General features: G+C 71.3%; 16 protein-coding genes and 1 tRNA gene. 14 read left to right on the forward strand and 3 right to left on the reverse strand.

Annotated features, from left to right (window positions below):
* Both LQ51_RS20095 and LQ51_RS20100 read left to right on the forward strand, forming a co-directional pair.
* The coding region (locus LQ51_RS20095) for a CTP synthase (RefSeq protein ID WP_052744989.1) at positions 1-1,662 on the forward strand (1,662 nt) is incomplete at its 5' end.
* Between the two features lie 156 nt (positions 1,663-1,818).
* Positions 1,819-2,424 carry an NUDIX domain-containing protein gene (locus tag LQ51_RS20100; protein ID WP_046567972.1) on the forward strand — a complete coding sequence of 202 codons (606 nt, stop codon included), beginning with the start codon at positions 1,819-1,821 and terminating at the stop codon, positions 2,422-2,424.
* A 63-nt stretch (positions 2,425-2,487) separates the two neighbouring features.
* Here LQ51_RS20100 and LQ51_RS20105 read toward each other — a convergent pair whose 3' ends face one another.
* Positions 2,488-2,742, reverse strand: coding sequence for a TM2 domain-containing protein (locus tag LQ51_RS20105; RefSeq protein ID WP_082159542.1), 255 nt, complete (start codon positions 2,740-2,742; stop codon positions 2,488-2,490).
* A gap of 292 nt (positions 2,743-3,034) precedes the next feature.
* Here LQ51_RS20105 and ald point away from each other — a divergent pair, with 292 nt between their 5' ends.
* From ald to LQ51_RS20165, 12 genes are all read left to right on the forward strand, one after another.
* Positions 3,035-4,150 (forward strand): alanine dehydrogenase, encoded by a 1,116-nt coding sequence (gene ald, locus LQ51_RS20110; RefSeq protein ID WP_046567974.1) that lies wholly within the window; start codon positions 3,035-3,037, stop codon positions 4,148-4,150.
* A complete protein-coding gene (locus LQ51_RS20115; RefSeq protein WP_046568081.1) occupies positions 4,147-5,154 on the forward strand; it encodes a site-specific tyrosine recombinase XerD in 1,008 nt (335 codons plus the stop codon). Before ald ends, LQ51_RS20115 begins: the two co-directional genes overlap by 4 nt.
* Before the next feature lie 311 nt (positions 5,155-5,465).
* Entirely contained in the window at positions 5,466-6,389 is a 924-nt protein-coding gene (locus tag LQ51_RS20120; protein WP_046567976.1) for a ParA family protein, read from the forward strand.
* A gap of 107 nt (positions 6,390-6,496) precedes the next feature.
* A complete protein-coding gene (locus LQ51_RS20125) occupies positions 6,497-7,468 on the forward strand; it encodes a segregation and condensation protein A (protein WP_369799877.1) in 972 nt (323 codons plus the stop codon).
* Between the two features lie 416 nt (positions 7,469-7,884).
* Positions 7,885-8,826: an SMC-Scp complex subunit ScpB gene (gene scpB, locus LQ51_RS31410; RefSeq protein WP_231605806.1), complete on the forward strand. Its 942-nt coding sequence runs from the start codon at positions 7,885-7,887 to the stop codon at positions 8,824-8,826.
* Positions 8,813-9,583, forward strand: a complete 771-nt coding sequence (locus tag LQ51_RS20135; RefSeq protein ID WP_046567978.1) for a pseudouridine synthase — start codon at positions 8,813-8,815, stop codon at positions 9,581-9,583. The genes scpB and LQ51_RS20135 overlap by 14 nt, the downstream gene beginning before the upstream one ends.
* A gap of 190 nt (positions 9,584-9,773) precedes the next feature.
* Positions 9,774-10,454, forward strand: coding sequence for a (d)CMP kinase (gene cmk, locus LQ51_RS20140; protein WP_046567983.1), 681 nt, complete (start codon positions 9,774-9,776; stop codon positions 10,452-10,454).
* 58 nt (positions 10,455-10,512) lie between these two features.
* Positions 10,513-11,919, forward strand: a complete 1,407-nt coding sequence (der, locus tag LQ51_RS20145) for a ribosome biogenesis GTPase Der (protein WP_046567985.1) — start codon at positions 10,513-10,515, stop codon at positions 11,917-11,919.
* A gap of 219 nt (positions 11,920-12,138) precedes the next feature.
* A tRNA-Pro gene (locus LQ51_RS20150) sits at positions 12,139-12,212 on the forward strand.
* Positions 12,213-12,447: 235 nt separating this feature from the next.
* Positions 12,448-13,773 (forward strand): HEAT repeat domain-containing protein, encoded by a 1,326-nt coding sequence (locus LQ51_RS20155; RefSeq protein ID WP_046567986.1) that lies wholly within the window; start codon positions 12,448-12,450, stop codon positions 13,771-13,773.
* Between the two features lie 160 nt (positions 13,774-13,933).
* Positions 13,934-14,407, forward strand: a complete 474-nt coding sequence (locus LQ51_RS20160) for a hypothetical protein (protein WP_156313170.1) — start codon at positions 13,934-13,936, stop codon at positions 14,405-14,407.
* Positions 14,408-17,668 carry a CHAT domain-containing protein gene (locus tag LQ51_RS20165; protein ID WP_046567992.1) on the forward strand — a complete coding sequence of 1,087 codons (3,261 nt, stop codon included), beginning with the start codon at positions 14,408-14,410 and terminating at the stop codon, positions 17,666-17,668.
* 79 nt (positions 17,669-17,747) lie between these two features.
* Here the strand turns inward: LQ51_RS20165 and LQ51_RS20170 are convergent, their stop codons facing one another.
* Entirely contained in the window at positions 17,748-18,446 is a 699-nt protein-coding gene (locus LQ51_RS20170) for a response regulator (protein WP_197087845.1), read from the reverse strand.
* On the reverse strand, positions 18,443-20,434 hold the full coding sequence (locus tag LQ51_RS20175; RefSeq protein WP_156313171.1) for a GAF domain-containing sensor histidine kinase: 1,992 nt from the start codon (positions 20,432-20,434) through the stop codon (positions 18,443-18,445). The genes LQ51_RS20170 and LQ51_RS20175 overlap by 4 nt, the downstream gene beginning before the upstream one ends.
* Positions 20,435-20,547 lie beyond the last annotated feature (113 nt).

A 20,547-nucleotide genomic window follows, 5' to 3' on the forward strand; every position in this document is an offset into this window, starting at 1 on the left:
CTGCTCACCGCCCGCGGGCTGCGCGTGGTGATGCAGAAGCTCGACCCGTACCTCAACGTCGACCCGGGGACGATGAACCCGTTCCAGCACGGCGAGGTCTTCGTGACCGAGGACGGCGCCGAGACCGACCTCGACGTCGGCCACTACGAGCGCTTCCTCGACCGGGACCTCTCCGGCAAGGCGAACGTCACCACCGGGCAGATCTACTCGGCGGTGATCGCCAAGGAGCGGCGCGGCGAGTACCTGGGCGACACCGTCCAGGTCATCCCGCACATCACCAACGAGATCAAGTCGCGGATCCTCGGCATGGGCGAGCCGGACGCCGACGGCCAGGTGCCCGACATCGTGATCACCGAGGTCGGCGGCACGGTCGGCGACATCGAGTCGCTGCCGTTCCTGGAGGCGATCCGCCAGGTCCGCCACGACCTGGGCCGGGACAACTGCTTCTACCTGCACGTCTCGCTGGTGCCCTATCTGGCGCCGTCCGGCGAGCTGAAGACCAAGCCGACCCAGCACTCGGTGGCCCAACTGCGCAGCATCGGCATCCAGCCGGACGCCCTGGTGCTGCGCTGCGACCGGGAGATCCCGGACAAGGTCAAGGAGAAGCTCTCCCTCTACTGCGACGTGGACCGGGAGGCCGTCACGGCCGCCCCGGACGCGCCGAGCATCTACGACATCCCGAAGGTGCTGCACCGCGAGGGCCTCGACGCGTACGTGGTGCGCCGGCTGGGCGTCTCCTTCCGGGACGTGGACTGGGCCCGCTGGGACGACCTGCTGGACCGGGTCCACCAGCCCCGCCACACGGTGACCGTGGCGCTGGTCGGCAAGTACGTCGACCTGCCCGACGCGTACCTGTCGGTCAGCGAGGCGATCCGGGCCGCCGGCTTCGGTCACCGGGCCCGGGTGCAGCTGCGCTGGGTGCCCAGCGACGACTGCGTCACCCCGGCCGGCGCGGCGGCCGCCCTGGCCGGCGTGGACGGCATCGTCATCCCGGGCGGCTTCGGCGTGCGCGGCATCGAGGGCAAGATCGGCACCGCCCGGTACGCCCGGGAGAACGGCATCCCGCTGCTCGGCCTCTGCCTCGGCCTGCAGTGCATGACCATCGAGGTGGCCCGCCACCTGGCCGGGCTGGACGGGGCGAACTCGCTGGAGTTCGACGAGGACGCCAAGCACCCGGTCATCGCCACCATGGCCGACCAGGAGGACATCGTCGCCGGCAAGGGCGACCTGGGCGGAACCATGCGGCTCGGGGCGTACCCGGCGACGCTGACCGAGGGCTCGCTGGTCGCCGAGGCGTACGGCAGCACCGAGGTCAGCGAGCGGCACCGGCACCGGTACGAGGTGAACAACGCCTACCGGGACCAGCTCACCAAGGCCGGCCTGCGCATCTCCGGCACCTCCCCGGACGGCCGGCTGGTCGAGTTCGTCGAGCTGGACCGGGAGCTGCACCCGTTCTTCGTGGCCACCCAGGCGCACCCGGAGCTGAAGAGCCGGCCGACCCGCCCGCATCCGCTGTTCGCCGGGTTCGTCAAGGCCGCGGTCGCGTACTCCCAGGCCGACCAGCTCCCGGTCGACCTGGACGCCGCCGCGGCGGCCGACCCGGCGGCGGAGCGGGCGAGCCGCAACGGCACCGCCGCCACGGCGAAGGCGGCGTCGGCGTGAGCGAGTGGAGCGAGCGAACCATGGGGCTCAGCAGCGCGGCGCCTCGCGCCGCCGTGGAGCGCAGCGAGGTGGCGGCGTGAGCGAGTGGAGCGAGCGAACCATGGGGCTCAGTAGCGCGGCGCCTCGCGCCGCCGTGGAGCGCAGCGAGGCGGCGGCGTGAGCGCGGTCGAGCACCGCTACGAGGTGACCGAGCACCGGGAGATCTGGTCCGGGCGGATCTTCTCGGTGGTCAGCGACGACGTCACCATGCCCGGCGGCGGCACCGCGGCGCGCGACTGGATCGCCCACGTGGGTGCGGTGGCCGTGGTGGCGCTGGACGACGCCGGTCAGGTGGTGCTGATCCGGCAGTACCGGCACCCGGTCGGCCGGCACCTGTGGGAGCTGCCCGCCGGGCTGATGGACGTCAGCGGCGAGGACCTGGCCGCCGCGGCGGTACGGGAGCTGGCCGAGGAGGCCGACCTCACCGCCGGCCGGGTCGACGTGCTGGTCGACCTGCACAGCTCGCCGGGCTTCAGCAACGAGGTGGTCCGGGTCTTCCTGGCCCGCGAGCTGGCCGAGGTGCCCGCCGACCAGCGGCACGAGCGGCGCGACGAGGAGGCCGACCTGCAGGTCGTCCGGATCGACCTGGACGAGGCGGTCCGGATGGTGCTGGCCGGCGAGATCACCAACGCCTCCTGCGTGGCCGGGCTGCTGGCCGCCGCCCGGGCCCGGAAGACCGGCTTCGCCGAGCTGCGCCGCCCGGCGGCGCCGCTGCCCCGCTGAGCCCGGGGGAGGACGACGAAGGGGCCGCGCGGACACCGCGCGGCCCCTTCCGTGTGTCGCCGTTCAGTCGCGCAGCGGGCGCCCCTGGCCGTCGACGCCACCGTTGACCAGGATCAGGATGCCGTCGATGAGACCCCAGATGCCGCCGAGGCCGCAGGTCACGATGGTCACCACGAGCTGGATCACGCCGGTCTTGGTGTCGCCCATGTAGAACCGGCCGACACCGAAACCGCCCAGGAGGATCTGCAGGATGCCCGCGACGACCTTGCTCTTGTCGGAGACGCCCTGCGGGTACTGCGCGTAAGGAGGAGTGGTCATGAGCGGACACCTTAGTGATCGACAGCGCTCCTGTCCGCACCGCCGCTCGATCGGTGGGACGATATTTACCGAAGAGTGTCCTGACGGCTGAGGCGGTCTCCACCGCACAGCCCGGTTTCACTCCTGACACATCGTCAGGACGACCGGGCACCGGATGTCACAGTGCTGGCCTTCGGACCGCGTACACGCGCCTAGACTGCCGCCGGCGGGACCGGTGGACCGCGTCGGCAAAGGGGCCGTCGCGGCGCCGCGCAGTCGGGGGTGGGCAGCCCCGAAGGAAGGTGTCGGCATCGTGAAGGTCGGAATCCCCCGCGAGGTCAAGAACCACGAGTACCGGGTGGCGATCACCCCCGCGGGCGTCAACGAGTTCACCCGCCACGGCCACGAGGTCTTCGTCGAGTCCGGCGCGGGCGTCGGCTCCAGCATCACCGACGACGAGTTCGCCGCCGCCGGGGCGAAGATCCTGGCCAGCGCGGACGAGGTCTGGGACGCCGCCGAACTGGTGCTCAAGGTCAAGGAGCCGATCGCCGAGGAGTACCACCGGATGCGCGAGGGGCAGGTGCTCTTCACCTACCTGCACCTGGCCGCCTCCAAGGAGTGCACCGACGCGCTGGTCGACCGCAAGGTCACCGGCATCGCCTACGAGACCGTCGAGCTGCCCGACCGCTCGCTGCCGCTGCTCGCCCCGATGTCCGAGGTCGCCGGCCGGCTCGCCCCGCAGGTGGGCGCCTTCTACATGATGCGCACCGGCGGCGGCCGCGGCGTGCTGCCCGGCGGCGTCTCCGGCGTGTACGCGGCGAAGACCGTGGTCATCGGCGCCGGCGTCTCCGGCCTGAACGCCGCCGCGATCGCGCTCGGCCTGCAGTCCGAGGTGCTGCTGCTGGACAAGAACGTGGCCCGGCTGCGCCAGGCCGACGCCATCTACCGGGGCCACCTGCAGACCGTGGCCTCCAACGCGTACGAGATCGAGCGGGCCGTGCTCGACGCGGACCTGGTCATCGGCGCGGTGCTGGTGCCCGGCGCGAAGGCCCCGAAGCTCATCTCCAACGAGCTGGTCTCCCGGATGAAGCCGGGCAGCGTGCTCGTCGACATCGCCATCGACCAGGGCGGCTGCTTCGAGGATTCGCGCCCCACCACGCACGCCGACCCGGTCTACAAGGTGCACGACTCGATCTTCTACTGCGTGGCGAACATGCCCGGCGCGGTGCCGAACACCAGCACGTACGCGCTGACCAACGTCACCCTGCCGTACGCCCTCGAACTGGCCAACCACGGCTGGCGGCAGGCGCTGCGCAACGACCCGGCGCTCGCGCTCGGCCTGAACACCCACGCCGGCCGGGTGGTCTACGGCCCGGTCGCCGAGGCGCACGGCCTGGACCTGCTGCCGCTGGCCGAGGTGATCGGCTGAGCGGGGGCAGCCCGACGACCGCGGCGCGGACGGACGGGGCCGGCGCGGAAGCCGCGCCGGCCCTGCGTCGTGCCGTCCGCGGCTACCTGGACCACCTCACCGTCGAACGGGGACTGTCCGCCAACACCCTCGCCTCGTACCGCCGCGACCTGGACCGCTACCTGGCCACCCTGGCCGCCGCCGGGGTGACCGACCTGGCCGCCGTGGGCGCCGCCGAGGTCGAGGGCCACCTGGCCCGGCTGCGCGCCGGCGACGCCGACCACCCGCCGCTGGCCGTCTCGTCCGCGGCCCGCGCCGCCAGTGCCGTCCGCGGCCTGCACCGGTTCGCGCTGCGCGAGGGGATGGCCGGCGCCGACCCCAGCCGCGACGTCCGCCCGCCCACGCCGGCCCGCCGGCTGCCCCGGGCGCTACCGGTCGACGCCGTGGTCCGGCTGCTGGAAACCGCCGGGCCGGTCACCGCCACCGGCGACGCGGCGCCCCGCGCGCTGCGCGACCGGGCGCTGCTGGAGTTCCTGTACGGCACCGGGGCGCGCATCTCCGAGGCGGTCGGCGCCGCCGTCGACGACCTCGACCTGGCCGCGGGCACCGTCGTGCTGCACGGCAAGGGCGGCCGGACCCGGCTGGTGCCGATCGGCGGGTACGCCGTCGAGGCGGTGCGCGCCTGGCTGGTCCGGGGCCGCCCGGCGCTGCTCGCCGCCGGCCGGGGCACCCCCGCGGTCTTCGTCAACGCCCGCGGCGGCCCGCTGACCCGGCAGGGCGCCTGGGCGATCCTGCGCGCCGCGGCGGCCCGGGCCGGCCTGCCGGTCGACGGACCGGACGCGGTCTCCCCGCACACCCTGCGGCACTCGTACGCCACCCACCTGCTCGACGGCGGCGCCGACGTGCGCGTGGTGCAGGAACTGCTCGGCCACGCCTCGGTCACCACCACCCAGGTCTACACGTTGGTCACCGTGGAGCGGCTCCGCGAGGTGTACGCCACCGCCCACCCCCGCGCCCACGGGTGAGCGCGAGGAGTGAGCCGGGGTTGCGAGCCCCGCAGTCGCGAACGGATCGGTGTTCCGGCTGAGCGCGAGGAGTGAGGCGGGGTTGCGAGCCCCGCAGTCGCGAACAGGGCCCGCGCTGACCTCTTCGGACGCTGCCGCCGGCCTGCCGGTCCGACACGCCGACCCGGTACCGAACGCGCTGCTGGCGCGTGGCGTACAGTCGGCATCGGCGCGAACCTCAGCGGCGACGGACCCGGGGGTGCGCAGCGGCGCCGCGAGGGACGTCGGACGGCTCCGACGCCAGGTGGTCGTCGGGAGGGGGCAACGAGGACATGGCTGGCAACGCGGACCGTGCCGAAACCTGGACGTCGGAACTCCGTGAGCAGCAGGCCTCGCTCGGCGCCGACCTCGGCCCGGCCGATCCGGCCGCCTACACCATGCGCAAGCCGATCCCGGAGCCGATGCCGACCGACCGGCACGGGCCGGCCCGGATCATCGCGATGGCCAACCAGAAGGGTGGCGTCGGCAAGACCACGACCACCATCAACCTGGGCGCGGCGCTCGCCGAGTACGGCCGCAAGGTGCTGCTGGTCGACTTCGACCCGCAGGGTGCCCTCTCCGTCGGCCTGGGCGTCAACCCGCACAACCTCGACCTGTCGGTCTACAACCTGCTCATGCAGGACGACGTCACCGCCGAGGACGTGCTGATCAAGACCGACGTGGCGGGGCTGCACCTGCTGCCCGCCAACATCGACCTCTCCGCCGCCGAGATCCAGCTGGTCAACGAGGTCGCCCGGGAGATGGCCCTGGCCCGGGTGCTGCGCACGATCCGCAAGGAGTACGACTTCATCCTGATCGACTGCCAGCCCTCGCTGGGCCTGCTGGCGATCAACGCGCTGACTGTGGCGCACGGCGTGCTCATCCCGCTGGAGTGCGAGTTCTTCAGCCTGCGCGGCGTCGCGCTGCTGCTGGACACCATCGACAAGGTGCGCGAACGGCTCAACTTCGACCTGGAGCTTGAGGGCATCCTCGCCACCATGTACGACAGTCGCACCACGCACTGCCGCCAGGTGCTGCAGCGGGTGGTGGAGGCGTTCGGCGACAAGGTCTACCAGACCGTGATCACCAAGACGGTCAAGTTCCCCGAGTCGACGGTGGCCGGCGCCCCGATCACCACCCTCGACCCGGCCTCCTCGGGCGCCCGCAACTACCGCCAGCTGGCCCGCGAGGTCATCGCCGCCCAGGCGGACCGGTAGGCCGCACGTCGGGTGTCCCGGCCGTGGACTACGGTTCTCCGGTGACCGCACCGCCCCTCGACCCGCCGGCACCGCACGGGGCCGACGACCCGGTGGCCGCCGCCGAGCTGGCCGCCGAGGTCGACGGTGTGGTGCCCGCCGGCACCGTCGAGGAGGCCAGCGGCTTCACCGTCCGGCTGGACAACTTCACCGGCCCGTTCGACCTGCTGCTCCAGCTCATCAGCAAGCACAAGCTCGACGTCACCGAGGTGGCGCTGCACCGGGTCACCGACGAGTTCATCGCCTACATCCGGGCCATGGGCGACCAGTGGGACCTGGACGAGACCAGCGAGTTCCTGCTCATCGCGGCCACCCTGCTCGACCTCAAGGCGGCCCGGCTGCTGCCCTCCGCCGAGGTCGAGGACGAGGAGGACCTGGCTCTGCTGGAGGCGCGGGACCTGCTCTTCGCGCGGCTGCTGCAGTACAAGGCGTACAAGGAGGCGGCCGCGCACCTGGCCGAGCTGGAGTCGGTGGGCGGCCGCCGCTATCCGCGGGCGGTCACCCTGGAGCCCCGGTACGCCGAGGCGCTGCCCGATCTGGTGCTCGGCATCGGCCCGCAGCGGCTGCTCAAGCTGGCGCTCAAGGCGATGACCCCGAAACCGGTGCCCGAGGTCTCCATCGCGCACGTGCACATGGTCCGGGTCAGCGTCCGGGAACACGCCGCGATCATCTCCGAGCGCCTGCGCCGGGCCGGCACGGCCAGCTTCTCGCTGCTCTGCGCCGACTGCGAGATGACCCTGGAGGTGGTGGCCCGGTTCCTCGCCCTGCTGGAGCTCTACCGGCAAGGGCTGGTCGCCTTCGTCCAGGAGCAGGCGTTGGCGGAGCTCACCGTCCGCTGGACCGGCGACGCCGACGCCGGCACCGAGCTGACCATCGACGAGTACGCCGGCGCCCCGGAACCGGCCGACGCCGCGCCCCCCGATCTCCCGCCCGCCTCGGCGGGTGATGCCCCGCCCGACCCGGCGGGTGATGCCGTGCGTGCTGCGGCAGATGATGCAGTGCCCGCCTCGGCGGATGAGCCCGCACCGACGCAGGAGTGACCCCGATGAGCGACGAGGAGCGCCGCGACTCGCTGGCCGACCAGGCGGCGGCGTGGATCCCCCCGTGGGAGCGCCCGACCCCGCCCAGGCCCCGCCCCGACCCCGAACCCACCCCCGAGGCAGCGCCCGACCTTGCCGCTGCTGACGGGGCCGCGCCGGACCTTGCCGCTGCCGAAACGGCAGCGCCTGACCCTGGCGCCGACCCGGTACCGGCACCCGCGCCCAAGGCGGCGCCGGACCCGGCCACCGATGCAGCGCCGGACCCTGCCACCGACGTGAATCCCCCGCACGCCGTCGGCGTGGAACCCGAGTTCTCCGGAGATCTTGGAAAGGAGTGGCCCCTGGAGGGGCCGGAATCTTCCAAGATCTCCGCGGACGACGAGGTTCCGGCGGATTTTGGTGCGGGTGTGCCGCTGGTGAGGGCGGGGGATACCGAGGTCTCCGGGGAGCGTTCGGACACGCCGGGAAGCGGCGCGGCGGATGAGTCGGCGAGGGCGTCGAGCGACGCGCGGGAGTCGTCCAGCGAGGCCGAGGTGGTGGCCGGCGCGGCGCAACCGAGCAGCACCGGTCAGTCAGCCGGCAGCGGGGAGTCGAGCGGCGCCGGTCAGTCGGCCGGCAGCGGGGAGTCGAGCGGCGCCGGTCAGTCGGCCGGCAGCGGGGAGTCGAGCGGCGCCGGTCAGCCGGCCGGCAGCGGCGAGCCGGGCGGTGACGGGCAACTCGATCAGGCGGCGGGTCGGGGTGACGCGGCGGGCGTACCCGATCGGCGGGGGAGGCGGCGGGCGGCGCCGGCGCCGGAGGTCGCGCCCGAGCTGGACGACGCGGAGCTGCGCGGCGCCCTGGAGGCGATCCTGCTGGTGGTGGACCAGCCGGTCAGCGAGCTGACCCTGGCCCAGGTGCTGGAGCAGTCCCCGGAGCGGATCGGCCCGATGCTCGACGAGATCGCCGCCGGCTACACCGCGGCCGGGCACGGCTTCGAGCTGCGCCGGGCCGCGGGTGGCTGGCGTCTCTACACCCGCCCGGAATACGCCGGGTACGTCGAGCGGTTCGTGTTGGACGGGCAGTCCGTCCGGTTGACCCAGGCCGCCCTGGAGACCCTCGCCGTGATCGCCTACAAGCAGCCGGTGACCCGGTCGCGGATCTCCGCGATCCGGGGCGTCAACTGCGACGGGGTGATCCGTACCCTGGTCTCCCGGGGGTTGGTCGAAGAGTGCGGCACCGAAGCGGACAGCGGTGCCTTCCTCTACCGCACCACCACGATGTTCCTGGAGAAGCTGGGGCTCAACTCGGTGGACGACCTGCCGCCCCTTGCCCCCTTCCTGCCCGACGACGTAGAAGAGCTTGCCGATGCGACGCGATGACCGTGCCCCGAAACCCGACGCCCCCGTGTACGAGGGCGCCGAGCGCCTGCAGAAGGTGCTCGCCGCCGCGGGGGTGGGTTCGCGGCGCGCCTGCGAGGACCTGATCTTCCGGCGCCGGGTCACCGTCAACGGCCGGGTCGCCCAGCTCGGCGACAAGGCGGACCCGGCGCGCGACGTCATCTACGTCGACGGCGAGCGGCTCCAGGCCGACGTCCGCCTGGTCTACGTGGCGATGAACAAGCCGCGCGGGGTGGTCACCACCATGGCCGACGAGAAGGGCCGCACCGAGCTCGCCGACTTCATCGGCGCGCGGCTGGAGCAGCGGGTCTACCACGTCGGGCGGCTCGACGCGGACAGCGAGGGCCTGCTCCTGCTCACCAACGACGGCACCCTCGCGCACAAGCTCATGCACCCGTCGTACGAGGTGCTCAAGACCTACCTCGCCGAGGTGGCCGGGCCGATCCCGCGCAGCCTCGGCAAGCGGCTGACGGCCGGCGTCGAGCTGGAGGACGGGCCGGTGCAGGTCGACTCCTTCAAGGTGGTGGGCACCCTGGGCAAAACCGCCCAGGTGGAGCTGACCCTGCACGAGGGGCGCAAGCACATCGTCCGGCGCCTGATGGCCGAGGTGGGACACCCGGTGTCGCGGCTGGTCCGTACCTCGATCGGTCCGATCAAGCTCGGCGACCTGCGCACCGGGCGGCTGCGCCGACTGACCAACGCGGAGGTCGCCGCCCTGTTCAAGGCCGTGGGTGACTGACCCCCGGGTTCGGGGTACGGCTGCCGGTAGGCTTCGACGCGGCCCGCGGGCCGGCCGGTGGCGCAGGTCGCCGCCGGCGGCATCGCGCGCGGGCGGCCCGCGCGGCGCGGGATGATTGACGACAGACACAACCGCTCAACGGTGCCGGAGAAACCGGCGACCCGCGAGGTACGGGCTGAGGAGGCACACGGTGGGGCAGAACGAACGGACCGGGCGGTGCGTGGTCGCGGTGGACGGACCATCCGGTTCCGGTAAGTCCACCGTCTCGCGGCGGCTTGCCGTCGGCCTCGGGGCCCGCTACCTCGACACCGGCGCCATGTACCGGGCGTTGACCTGGGCGGTGCTGCGCTCCGGCGTCGACCAGGCCGACGCCGCCGCGGTGGCCAAGGTCGCCGGCGAGGTCGACCTGCGCATCGGCACCGACCCCCAGGGGTACGGCGTGACCGTCGACGGCGTCGACGTGGCCAAGGAGATCCGCGGTCCCGAGGTGACCGGCGCGGTCTCCGCCGTGGCCGCCGTGCCCGCGGTGCGGGAGCTGCTGGTCGCCCGGCAACGGCAGGTGATCGAGCACGCCGGCCGGATCGTGGTCGAGGGGCGCGACATCGGCTCGGTGGTCGCGCCCGACGCCGACCTGAAGGTCTACCTGACCGCCTCCGAGGCGGCCCGCGCCCAGCGGCGCAGCGTCGAGGACGCGGCCGACGTGGCGGCGACCGCCGCCGACCTGGCCCGCCGGGACCGGCTCGACTCGACCCGCAAGGTCAACCCGCTGCAGCAGGCCCCCGACGCGGTCGAGCTGGACACCACCGAGCTGGGCATCGACGAGGTCGTGGCCCGGTTGCACGCGCTGCTCAGCGAGCGGGGTGTGGCGTGAGCGCGAGGAGCGAGCCGGTTCTGCGAGCCCCGCAGTCGCGAACGAAGGGCGGCACGGCATGAGCGAGGAGATCGGTGGCTGGGTCGAGCTGCGCGAGCCGGAGGTCGACCCCGACGAGCCGACCGGACCGCAGCCGGTGGTGGCCGTGGTCGGCCGCCCCAACGTGGGCAAGTCGACGCTGGTCAACCGGATCATCGGCCGCCGCCAGGCGGTCGTCGAGGACATTCCCGGAGTGACCCGGGACCGGGTGCCGTACGACGCGTACTGGAACGGCCGGGCGTTCACCGTGGTGGACACCGGCGGCTGGGAGCCGGACGCCAAGGACCGGGCGGCGGCCATCGCCGCTCAGGCCGAGACGGCGGTGGCCACCGCCGACGTGGTGGTCTTCGTGGTCGACGCCATGGTCGGCTCGACCGATGTGGACGAGGCCGCCGTGAAGATGCTGCGGCGCAGCGCCAAGCCGGTGATCCTGGTGGCGAACAAGGCCGACAACAGCACCATCGAGATGGAGGCCACCGCGCTCTGGTCGCTCGGGCTCGGCGAGCCGTACCCGATCTCGGCGCTGCACGGCCGGGGCTCCGGCGACCTGCTCGACGCCATCATGAGCGCGCTGCCGGAGGCGCCGAAGATCGTGGAGAACCGCCCGCGCGGGCCGCGCCGGGTGGCCCTGGTCGGCCGGCCCAACGTCGGGAAGTCCAGCCTGCTCAACCGCTTCTCGGGCGAGGAACGGGCGGTGGTCGACTCGGTCGCCGGCACCACCGTCGACCCGGTGGACAGCCTGGTTGAGATCGGCGGGGAGACCTGGCAACTCGTCGACACGGCCGGCCTGCGCAAGCGGGTCGGCAAGGCCAGCGGCACCGAGTACTACGCGAGCCTGCGCACCGCCTCGGCGATCGAGGCGGCCGAGGTGGCCGTGGTGCTGCTCGACGCCAGCGAGGTGATCAGCGAGCAGGACCAGCGCATCCTCACCATGGTCGTGGAGGCCGGCCGAGCGCTGGTCATCGCGTTCAACAAGTGGGACCTGGTTGACGGCGACCGCCGCTACTACCTGGACAAGGAGATCGACCGGGAGCTGCGCCGCATCCCCTGGGCGATCCGGCTGAACCTGTCCGCGAAGACCGGCCGGGCCGTCGACAAGCTCGCCCCGGCGCTGCGTAAGGCGCTGGCGAGCTGGGAGACCCGCATCCCCACCGCGCAGCTCAACCAGTGGCTCACCGCCCTGGTCCAGGCCACCCCGCACCCGGTGCGCGGCGGCCGCGCCCCCCGGGTCCTCTTCGCCACCCAGGCCGGGGTCTCCCCGCCGCGGTTCGTGCTCTTCACCACCGGCCCGCTGGACGCCGGCTACCAGCGCTTCGTCGAGCGCAAGCTCCGCGAGGAGTTCGGCTTCGAGGGCACCCCGATCGACATTTCGGTACGCCCTCGCAAGAAGCTCGGCCCGGGTGGTCGCGGCAAAGCCCACGGCTGACCGTCCCGCACTCCGCCCTGCCGGGTGCCGCCGTCCATTACCGGCCCACCCGGCACCCACCCACCTTCCCGCCTCAACCCACCCCGCCACACCAGTTTCCTAGGATGCCTTAGGGGGAGTGCGGCGCGGCACCCGAGAGGCGGGAGGGCCAGTGCGTGCGGTGCGAAGATCCTGCGCTAAGCTGTACCGGCTGCCGCGGGGGAGACCGCGCGGAGGCATCGGGACGTGGCGCAGTTTGGTAGCGCACTTGACTGGGGGTCAAGGGGTCGTCGGTTCGAATCCGGCCGTCCCGACAAGGTCAAACAGCAGGTCAGAAGGCTGGTCCGAAACATCGGACCGGCCTTTTCGGCTTTCTGGGGACCACGCCGGTCAAGTGCGTCGTCCGGCAGTGCTCCTTGACCGCGGGTCAAGTTTCGAGCGTCCAGCCGGGCTCGCAGCTCTAGGGGGTGCGCGTTGTTCCAGTGAAGGTTGGTTCGTGCCGCGAAGGATGGGCGCCGGTGGCTACCTTCGCCCGGGCAAAATGGCCGAGTGGATGCTCAGCTACTGCGGTTGGTGCAAGCCGGTGATGTGAAGTCCGCCGATGCGCTGTTGCGAGCGGTGCCGACGGATGTGCTGGCGGGTGACGAAGGCAGCTCATTGCTGCGTGCGGCGATGGTTGCTGGCTACACCGACGTCGTCGAAAGCTTGCTTGATGCGGGTGTGGACCCGAACCGGGCTTGGACGGATGGCGCCGACCCGGTCTCCTGGGCGGCTGATCACGGCGCGAGCAGGATCTTGCAAGAGCTGCTGAGCAGCAACTTGGTGCCGTGGCGGAAGCAGCTGCCGGAGGACGCGGCACGCAAGGCTCTGCAGATCGCGCGGCCGTGGCTGGACGTCGACCCGGTGCTGGAGTTGCGCCGCCGGCTGGGTGTGGTCCAAGAAGAGTCCGTCGTCGTGGAGTGTGAGCGGATTCCGGTCACCGACTGGGGACTGCACACAACCCGGATCCGGGTCACGGCCGCCGACGGGCGGCATGCCGAGGTGCAGACATCGCATCGGGCGATAGTCACCTATCTCGAAGGGCGACTCGGTGTACCTGCCTGCCCTGATGAGCTGTTGGCTCGTGCCCGGTTCTACGCGGACCCGCTCTCGTGCGACTGGGCCGAATCTCAGACCGTGCTCGCGAACCAACGGGACCCGGAGGAGACGTTCCGCTGGGCCGCGAATCTCGTGGCGCACCCTTCCGTCGACACGAGACGATTCGTGACCGACGTGTTGCACCGGTTGAGCTTCGACGAGCGGCCCTTCAAGACGCAGGCTCTGGAGGTGCTCAGGCCACGGTTGCGCGCCGAGGAGGATCCGATCGCCTTGGACAACGTGATCGGCGCGTTCGCCTCGTACACCGGCCGTGGCGACCTCACCGACCTACTGCCCCACGCCCGTCACCCCAACCCGGAGATCCGCCGCCGGGTAGCCGGCGAACTCTCCGCAGCGATCGGCGAACTCCCGCAGACGGCACCCCGTCCCGACCCGCCTCTGATCCCGTTCGCCACCCCGCCGGACGTAGTGGGGACCCTGATCGAGCTGGCGTCGGACGTCGACGACCGCACCCGGGCCAACGCTTTGCTCACCCTGGCCGAGTCCGGCATCGACACCCAGGAAGTCCGCGACCTCATGGTCGCTCGCCTGACCGACGAGTATCAGGACGCGAGAGTTGAGGCTGCTGTCGGTCTCGCTCTCCGCGACGACCCGCAGGGTGTAGACGCTCTGCGGCAGATGGGCGCTCGCGCGCGGTACGACACCCATGTCGGGCAGCGGCTTTACTGGGCCGACCGAATCCTGGCGCATCGGGTCGCCGAGCGGCGGATGACCTGAGCAACACGGTCTACGTATCGGGCGAGGCGGTCAGCTCCTGGACAGGTGCCACGCAGGTCCTGTTACCGATGTGTGCGCAGCTCCCGAGACCGGACAGCCGGCTGCCGGCAGGTCCTTGCTGGGGTCACTGTACTTTCTGTACTACCGGTAGAGTGCTCGAGTGAGCGAGGCGTGGAAGTCTGGCACCCGAGTCATCTCACCTACCGCCGGGCGCCCAGCGGTGACCTTGGTTATCGACGACGCCGCCGAGGCGAAGGAACTGTTTGCAGAGGCCCTTGCGGAACTAGACCTGTCCAACATCGAGCTTCGCGCCAGTTTCGCTGGCCCGTCGCGCGGGGCTGCCGAGGTTCTGCCTGACATCTTGGTGGTCGTCCAGCAACTGGGTGTCGGTGCGGCCGGGTCGGGGATCTGGTTCGCGGTGCAGGTGGCTATAGGCCGCATTGTGCGGTGGCGCCAGGGAAAGAGACCCGAGTTGACGACGGCCGAGCAGACCGTGACGATCATGATCCCGACCGACCAGGGACCTGCGCTGCTGCAGCGGGTGACGATCGGAGTTGACGATCTGAACGCGGAGCGCGCGAGTTTCGAAGCACTCGTGCGATCGATGATTGACTCGGCCGGCCATCGGTCGTAGATGAGCGGACAGTCCGACACCCGGCGCGTCCGACTCGAAGGCGGCCCGTGGCCGCTGAGCCTGCCGCGGGTCGTCGCAAGGGCCGCGGTCACCTGCAGCCAGTGTCAGGCCACGCAGGACCTCGACGTGCTGGCGTCGGCCGACTGGTGGGATCAGGAAGGCCTTCGGATCCAGCGTGAGCACGCGACCGGGCTGACCTGCCCGGACTGCGGCGCGAGCATCAGCCTGCCGGTCCCGCTGATTCAGCACCGCGATCTTGACGCCATTGAGCTCCTGATCGGGCTGCCGATGACCACCACCGGCGACCAGGATCGGGAGTGGATCCGCGAGACCATGTCGGTGCTGAAGCCGTACGTGGGTTCGGCACGCGTGGTGTGCATCCGGGCCACCTGGTGGAGTGCGCTATGCGACGTGCCGCTCGGGCCGGTACTAACCGGTCTCGAGCCGGTACCACACCTTCCCGAAACCGACCAGGAGCGCCAGGCGTGGATCGAAGCCACGCGCGCGTCGCTAGAGCTGCCGGACGTCGTGGCGGCACTTACACGGTTCATGTCCGCAGGCGCACCGGCGCAGGCGCGGAGCGTATTTGACAGCGAGCCGGCGCTCGCCGACCTCCGCTGGCGCTCGACTGTCGAGCTCGCCGGCCGACGGCTGCTGACGGTGCAGGAGAGCGACGACCAGCGGCAGGTGGTTGCCCAGCGGCTGTCTCGACTGCGGCAGATGGCAGTCAACGGCGAGCCGGACGGGACCGGAGGAGCGCTGACCGATGCGGCGCGCCGCGCGGTCGACGCGGCCGTTGCCCTGCCTGTCGACCATCCCGAGCGCGTCGTGGTCATCCGCGAGGCGGTCGAGGCCCTTCGGCCGGCAGGCCCGAGCCGGTTACTGGGTGCGGCGTTGACCACCCTCCTGGCGACCCAGATGGCGGCGCCGCAGCGCTCATCCGGCCAGTGGCGGGAACTTGTGGCGCTGGGCGGTGAAGCAATCGACGTGTGCCAGCAGGTGTTCGGTGAGGAGCACGAGGCCAGCGTTACGAACGCCCTGAACATGCTGCTTCTGCGCCAGGAGCGGCCCGGCGCGACAACCGAAGAGATCGCTGCGGTGTGTGCTTCCTACGAGGGGCTCGCACAGTCCCAGGCGATCCGGCGCACTGGCCACGTGGTGGACGTGTTGAACAACCTCGCCGCCGCGCTGGACCTGCGCACCGACCTGAGCCGGGGCGAGCGACTGGAGCTGACCCTCGCGCTGTTCGAGACCGTGGAGCACGTCACCCGGCTTGTCCAACCCGCCGATGCGCGTACGCAGATACTCTCGCTGGTCAACCAGGCTGCCGTGCTGCGCCAACGACTCGTTGGTCCCCGCCTGCGCAATCTCGAGCGCGGGTGGGATTTGCTCACCCGGGCAGAGCGGCTTGCCCAGGAGAATGGGGTACTGCGCTCCACGGAAGAGGTGCAGCTGCTGGCCAACAGGCTGAACCTGGCCTACTCGCTGTACCAGGCCACGCAGGAGCCGGCGCAGTCCCAGCGACTGCTCAGCGCCGTCCGTGCCGCCGTGGATGCGATCGCGATTCTTGACGATGACAACGAGATCGCGATCACCACGCTCCTGAACGCGGGCAGTGTCCTCGTCGACCTGCACGTCGAAGCCTGTCGTGCCGGCTACCACCGGCCTGGCTTCCTGGAGGAGGCGGAGGCCCTCCTGACATCGGCGGCGGACCGATGTCGAAGACTCTTCCCGGCAGGACAGCGCACTCGACTGACTGCGCTACTGAACCTTGCCGCGGTCTACGGGGCTCCGACGGGCACGGCGGTAAAGGACGCCGCCATCGCGGCCGATCTTTACCGCCAGGTAGCTCATGAAGCGGAGGGATGCTCTCTCGACCACATCGCCACCGCTATGACTAACTTGGGGACGCTCGCCATCGGGCAGGGCCAATGGGTAGAGGCCGCTGAGGCGTACGCGAAGGCACGACACGCTCGAGCCGAACTGGTCGCCCAGACAGCCGGACGGCACACCCGACTCGGGGAAGTCATCGCTTCTGGAGACCTCGCCGCTCGCGAGGCCCTGGCATACGTACGATTGAAACAGCTCGACGACGCAGTCCGCGCGCTCGAAGACAGTCGCGCGACGTTGCTTCGGCATCGTTTCAAAATCACATCCCATGTCGAGCCGCCGCACTGCCCCGGGCGAGCGATCGTGTACTTGGCGTCGTGCACATTCGGCACGATCGCCATCGTCCATCCTCAGGCGCGGCCACGGGTGGCGGCTTACAGTTCGCTGTCCTCGACTGCCGTGCGAACAGTAGTGACGCCGTTGCTGAACGCTCGCGCGCGCATCGAGCGCATCCTCGCCTTCGATCAAGTCGAGGCATCCCTGCGCGGTCTCGTCGACACAGTCACCGCCCTCATCCCCGACGAAACCAACGAGCTCTGTGTCGTGGCGTGCGGACCACTGGCCGGAGCGCCGCTGCACGCTCTCGCTGCCAGCGACGGACGAACTTGGCTAGAACGGTGGCCGGTCAGATACTGGCCTTCGGGAGCCGTTGCCGCGCGTACACCCGAGCCGGACACCTCCAAGGTCACGCGAGTTATTGCGGTCGCATCCCAGAACGGCGACTTGCCACTCACCGCGTCGGAAATCGAGGCAATTTCTTCTTTCTGCTCGAACGTGTCCACCCCGCCCAGTGGCTGGTCGATCGCCCCATGGCTACGTGGGCGACTTCCACACGCGGACTTGGCCCACTTCGCCTGTCACGCCCGAACCGACCTGGTCGATCCCACGGGCTCGCGATTCGAGGTCTCTACGGACGAGACGGTCACCGTAGACCAGCTGCTCGACGGGCCCGAACTGGACGGCCTCCAACTCGTCATCGCCTCCGCCTGCCAGGCGGGCGCACCGGCCCCTGACGCCCCCGATGAACTACTCGGGATCGCCTATGGACTCGTCCACGCAGGCGCACGCGGAGCTATCACGAGTACCTGGGAAGTGCATGACAGCCCCGCAGCGCTGCTCGTTGCCCGCTTGTACCACGAGATCCGACAGCATGCACACCCGGCCACCGCCCTGCGAGCCGCGCAGCTTTGGCTCGCGCAGGCCAGCAACGACGACCTTGGCCGGCTGTGCGACGACAACGGCCCCGACGCAGGGTGGTTGCCCCGGACCTTGGCTGACAGCCTCCGTGAGCACGTGCTCGCCGCCGACCGGGACGATAAGCCCTTCGGCCACGGATCCGACTGGGGAACCTTCTCCTACCTCGGTGCATGACCAGGTCAGCCACGATGATGACCGGGTTTTGGAGCCGTGCAGCCTCCACGGCAGCGCCGGGGTGCCGGTCTCCTTTGCGTCACGGATCGCTCGTCCATCTCTGGCCGAAGCTCGACGGACTTTCAGCCCCGTCCACCAGGCCGAGGCCGGCCTGTCGCGCCCGAATGATTGCCTGGGCCCGGTCCGCGACCCGCAGTTTGGCGAAGATGTTCGTCACGTGGTTGCGGACGGTCTTGTCGGACAGGGTCAGCCGCCGGGCAATTTCCCGATTCCCGAGCCCTGCCGCGATCAGGTCGAGGACCTCACGCTCGCGATCCGTGAGTATCGGGAACGGTCGGCTGGGCCGGTCCCCGCGGCGGTGGGCTGCGAGCACGCGCAGGACACCGGCCGCGATGTCGGAGCCGAAGACCGCCTCGCCGGCCGCCACCGCGCGGATGGCGCCCACGATCCGATCTCCGTCCGCGCCCTTGACCACATAGCCTCGGGCGCCGGCGCCCAGGGCGGCGATGACGGATTCGTCGTCATCGAACATGGTCAGCACCAGCACGGCCACCTCGGGTGCCGCGGCGACCAGTCGCCGGGTCGCCTCGACGCCGTTGACGACCGGCATGTGCAGGTCCATCAACACGACGTCCGGGCGCAGCCGTACGGCGAGGTCGAGGGCGTCGGCTCCGTACTGGGCTTCGGCGACCACCTCGATGTCGGGGGCGTCGTCGAGCACGCCGGTCAAGCCGGCGCGGAAGACGGGGTGGTCGTCGACGACGATGACGCGGATCACGGTGCTACCACCGGAAGGACTGCCTCCACTTGGGTTCCCTGCCCCTGCCGGAACGTCACCGTGCACCAGCCGCCCAACTCCTCCGCGCGTTCCCGCATGGAGACCAGGCCGACGCCGAACGCGGCCGGAGCCACCCCGGTGCCGTCGTCCCGGACCGTGATCCGCAAGGCGTCCCGCTGGCTAACCGAAACCAGGCAGGTGCGGGCACCGGCGTGCCGGACCGCGTTGGTCATCGCCTCCAACGCGATCCGGTAGGCCGCCACCTCCACGGCGGCGGGAAGCCCGTACGGCTCTCTGGTCGGCTCCTCCTCTATTAGCACCGTTGGGGTCCTGGCTGCGGTGTTGAACACGTCGGCGTGCCGGCGCAGCGCGTCGACCAGGCCGCCTTGGTCCAGGGCGGGCGGGCGCAGATCGGCGACGATCCGCCGGACCTCCTCGACGCACGCCGCGCACTGTTCCCGCAACTCGGTGAGCAGGACTGCCGCCCCGGCCCCGTCGTGGTCCGCGCGCCGCGCCGCGGTCTCCAGTCCGAGGGTGATGCCCGCCAGCGCCGGTCCCATGCCGTCGTGCAGCTCACGACGGATGCGTAGCCGCTCTTCCTCGCGGGCCATGATCATGCGCTCGCGGGAGCGGCGCAGGTCCCGCGTCACGCGGACCCCGTGTGCGGCCACTCCGGCCTGACGAGCGAACGCCTCCAGCAGCCGCCGGTCCGCCGGCGACAGGTCGTGCTCGCCCCTGCGGGCTCCGACGATGAGCACGCCGATCGGCTCGCCGGAGTAGGTTAGCGGGAACTCGACGGTGCCGGTGATCGCCTCGCCGGCCGTGTACGCGAAGGTCCCCTCGGCCGTCAACCGGACGGCCGCGTACGGCAGCCGCAGCGTCGCCCGCACGGTGTCCACGACCGCCGGGAGCACGGCGTCGACGTCCATCGTCTGGGCCAGCCGCTCCCCGAACGACGTCAGGGCGGCCAAAGGGTCGTCCCGGCGCCCGTACAGGAATCGCTCCACCGCCCGCTGCACGCGGTGCCGCACCCCGGCCAGCAGCAGCGCGGCAACCGCCGCCACCAGGGCCGGCCCGACGCCGCCATCCAGGCTCGCCCCCAGCGCTGCCGCGGCCAGCAAATACGCGGCCAGGGCCGCGCCGGTCAGTAGTGCGTAGACCAGGGCGCGGGACAGCACCGTCTCGATGTCGAAGAGTTGGTGCCGGACGATGCCCACCGCCAACGCCGCCACTGCCGCGACGTGCAGGGCGAACGCCACCGCGTCCGACTGCGACGCCTCGGTTGCGGTCAGGAGGAGCGCGAGCGCGGCGACGAACCAGGCGTGCTGGCGCCGCCGCGCCGGCTCGACGCGCCGCATGCGTAGCACGACGGCGACGACCGCCACCGCGCCGACTGCAATCGTCACGAATAACGCCACCAGCGTGACCATTAGTTGTGGTCCGTCGGGTAGCGGCAGGTCGAGCGGATTGTGGTAAGCCGCGCCCGTCTCATCGGCGACGACCTGGTCGACGGTGGCGATGCCCACGGTGGCCACCGTGCCGCTGGTGAGCGCCACCGCGGCCGGCGCGCGCCAACGCGGCGAGGGCAGCCGCCCGTCCGGGAACAGCAGCGGAAGCGCGACCACCAGCAGCAGGAACGCGGGCAGCCACAGCGATACGGCCAGCGCGGCGACGCCCGCGCCGCGCAAAGCGCCCGGCCGAGTGTGCAGCGTGTACGCCACGTACTCCGCCGCCGTCGCGCTGGCCGCCGCGCACAGCCCGGCGATCCCGAGCACCAGACCCAGCCGGTTGGTCGGCTGGCGGCGCAGCACCAACGCGCCGACCACGCCGAACGCCAGGCCGGCCAGCCAGGTGTTGGCCTGGTTGCCGGACAGGAACGAGGCAAACCCGCGACGGCTGGCCCAGACACCCGACAGAGTCGCCACGGACAGCAGGACGGTAACTCCCGCGACGACGGCGGGAGCCATCAGCGGACGTCGCAGCCTCATGGTTCCCTCATTCTGCCGCGCAGCACCGCCACCGAGAAAGGCCCTCGAGCGTCGTTCGGGGCTGCTGTCCCGGCCGCAAGTCGGGACCATGCTCCCTGTAAACCGGGACACGG

The organism is Micromonospora sp. HK10 (genome assembly GCF_000982955.1).
Taxonomy (GTDB): Bacteria; Actinomycetota; Actinomycetes; order Mycobacteriales; family Micromonosporaceae; genus Micromonospora.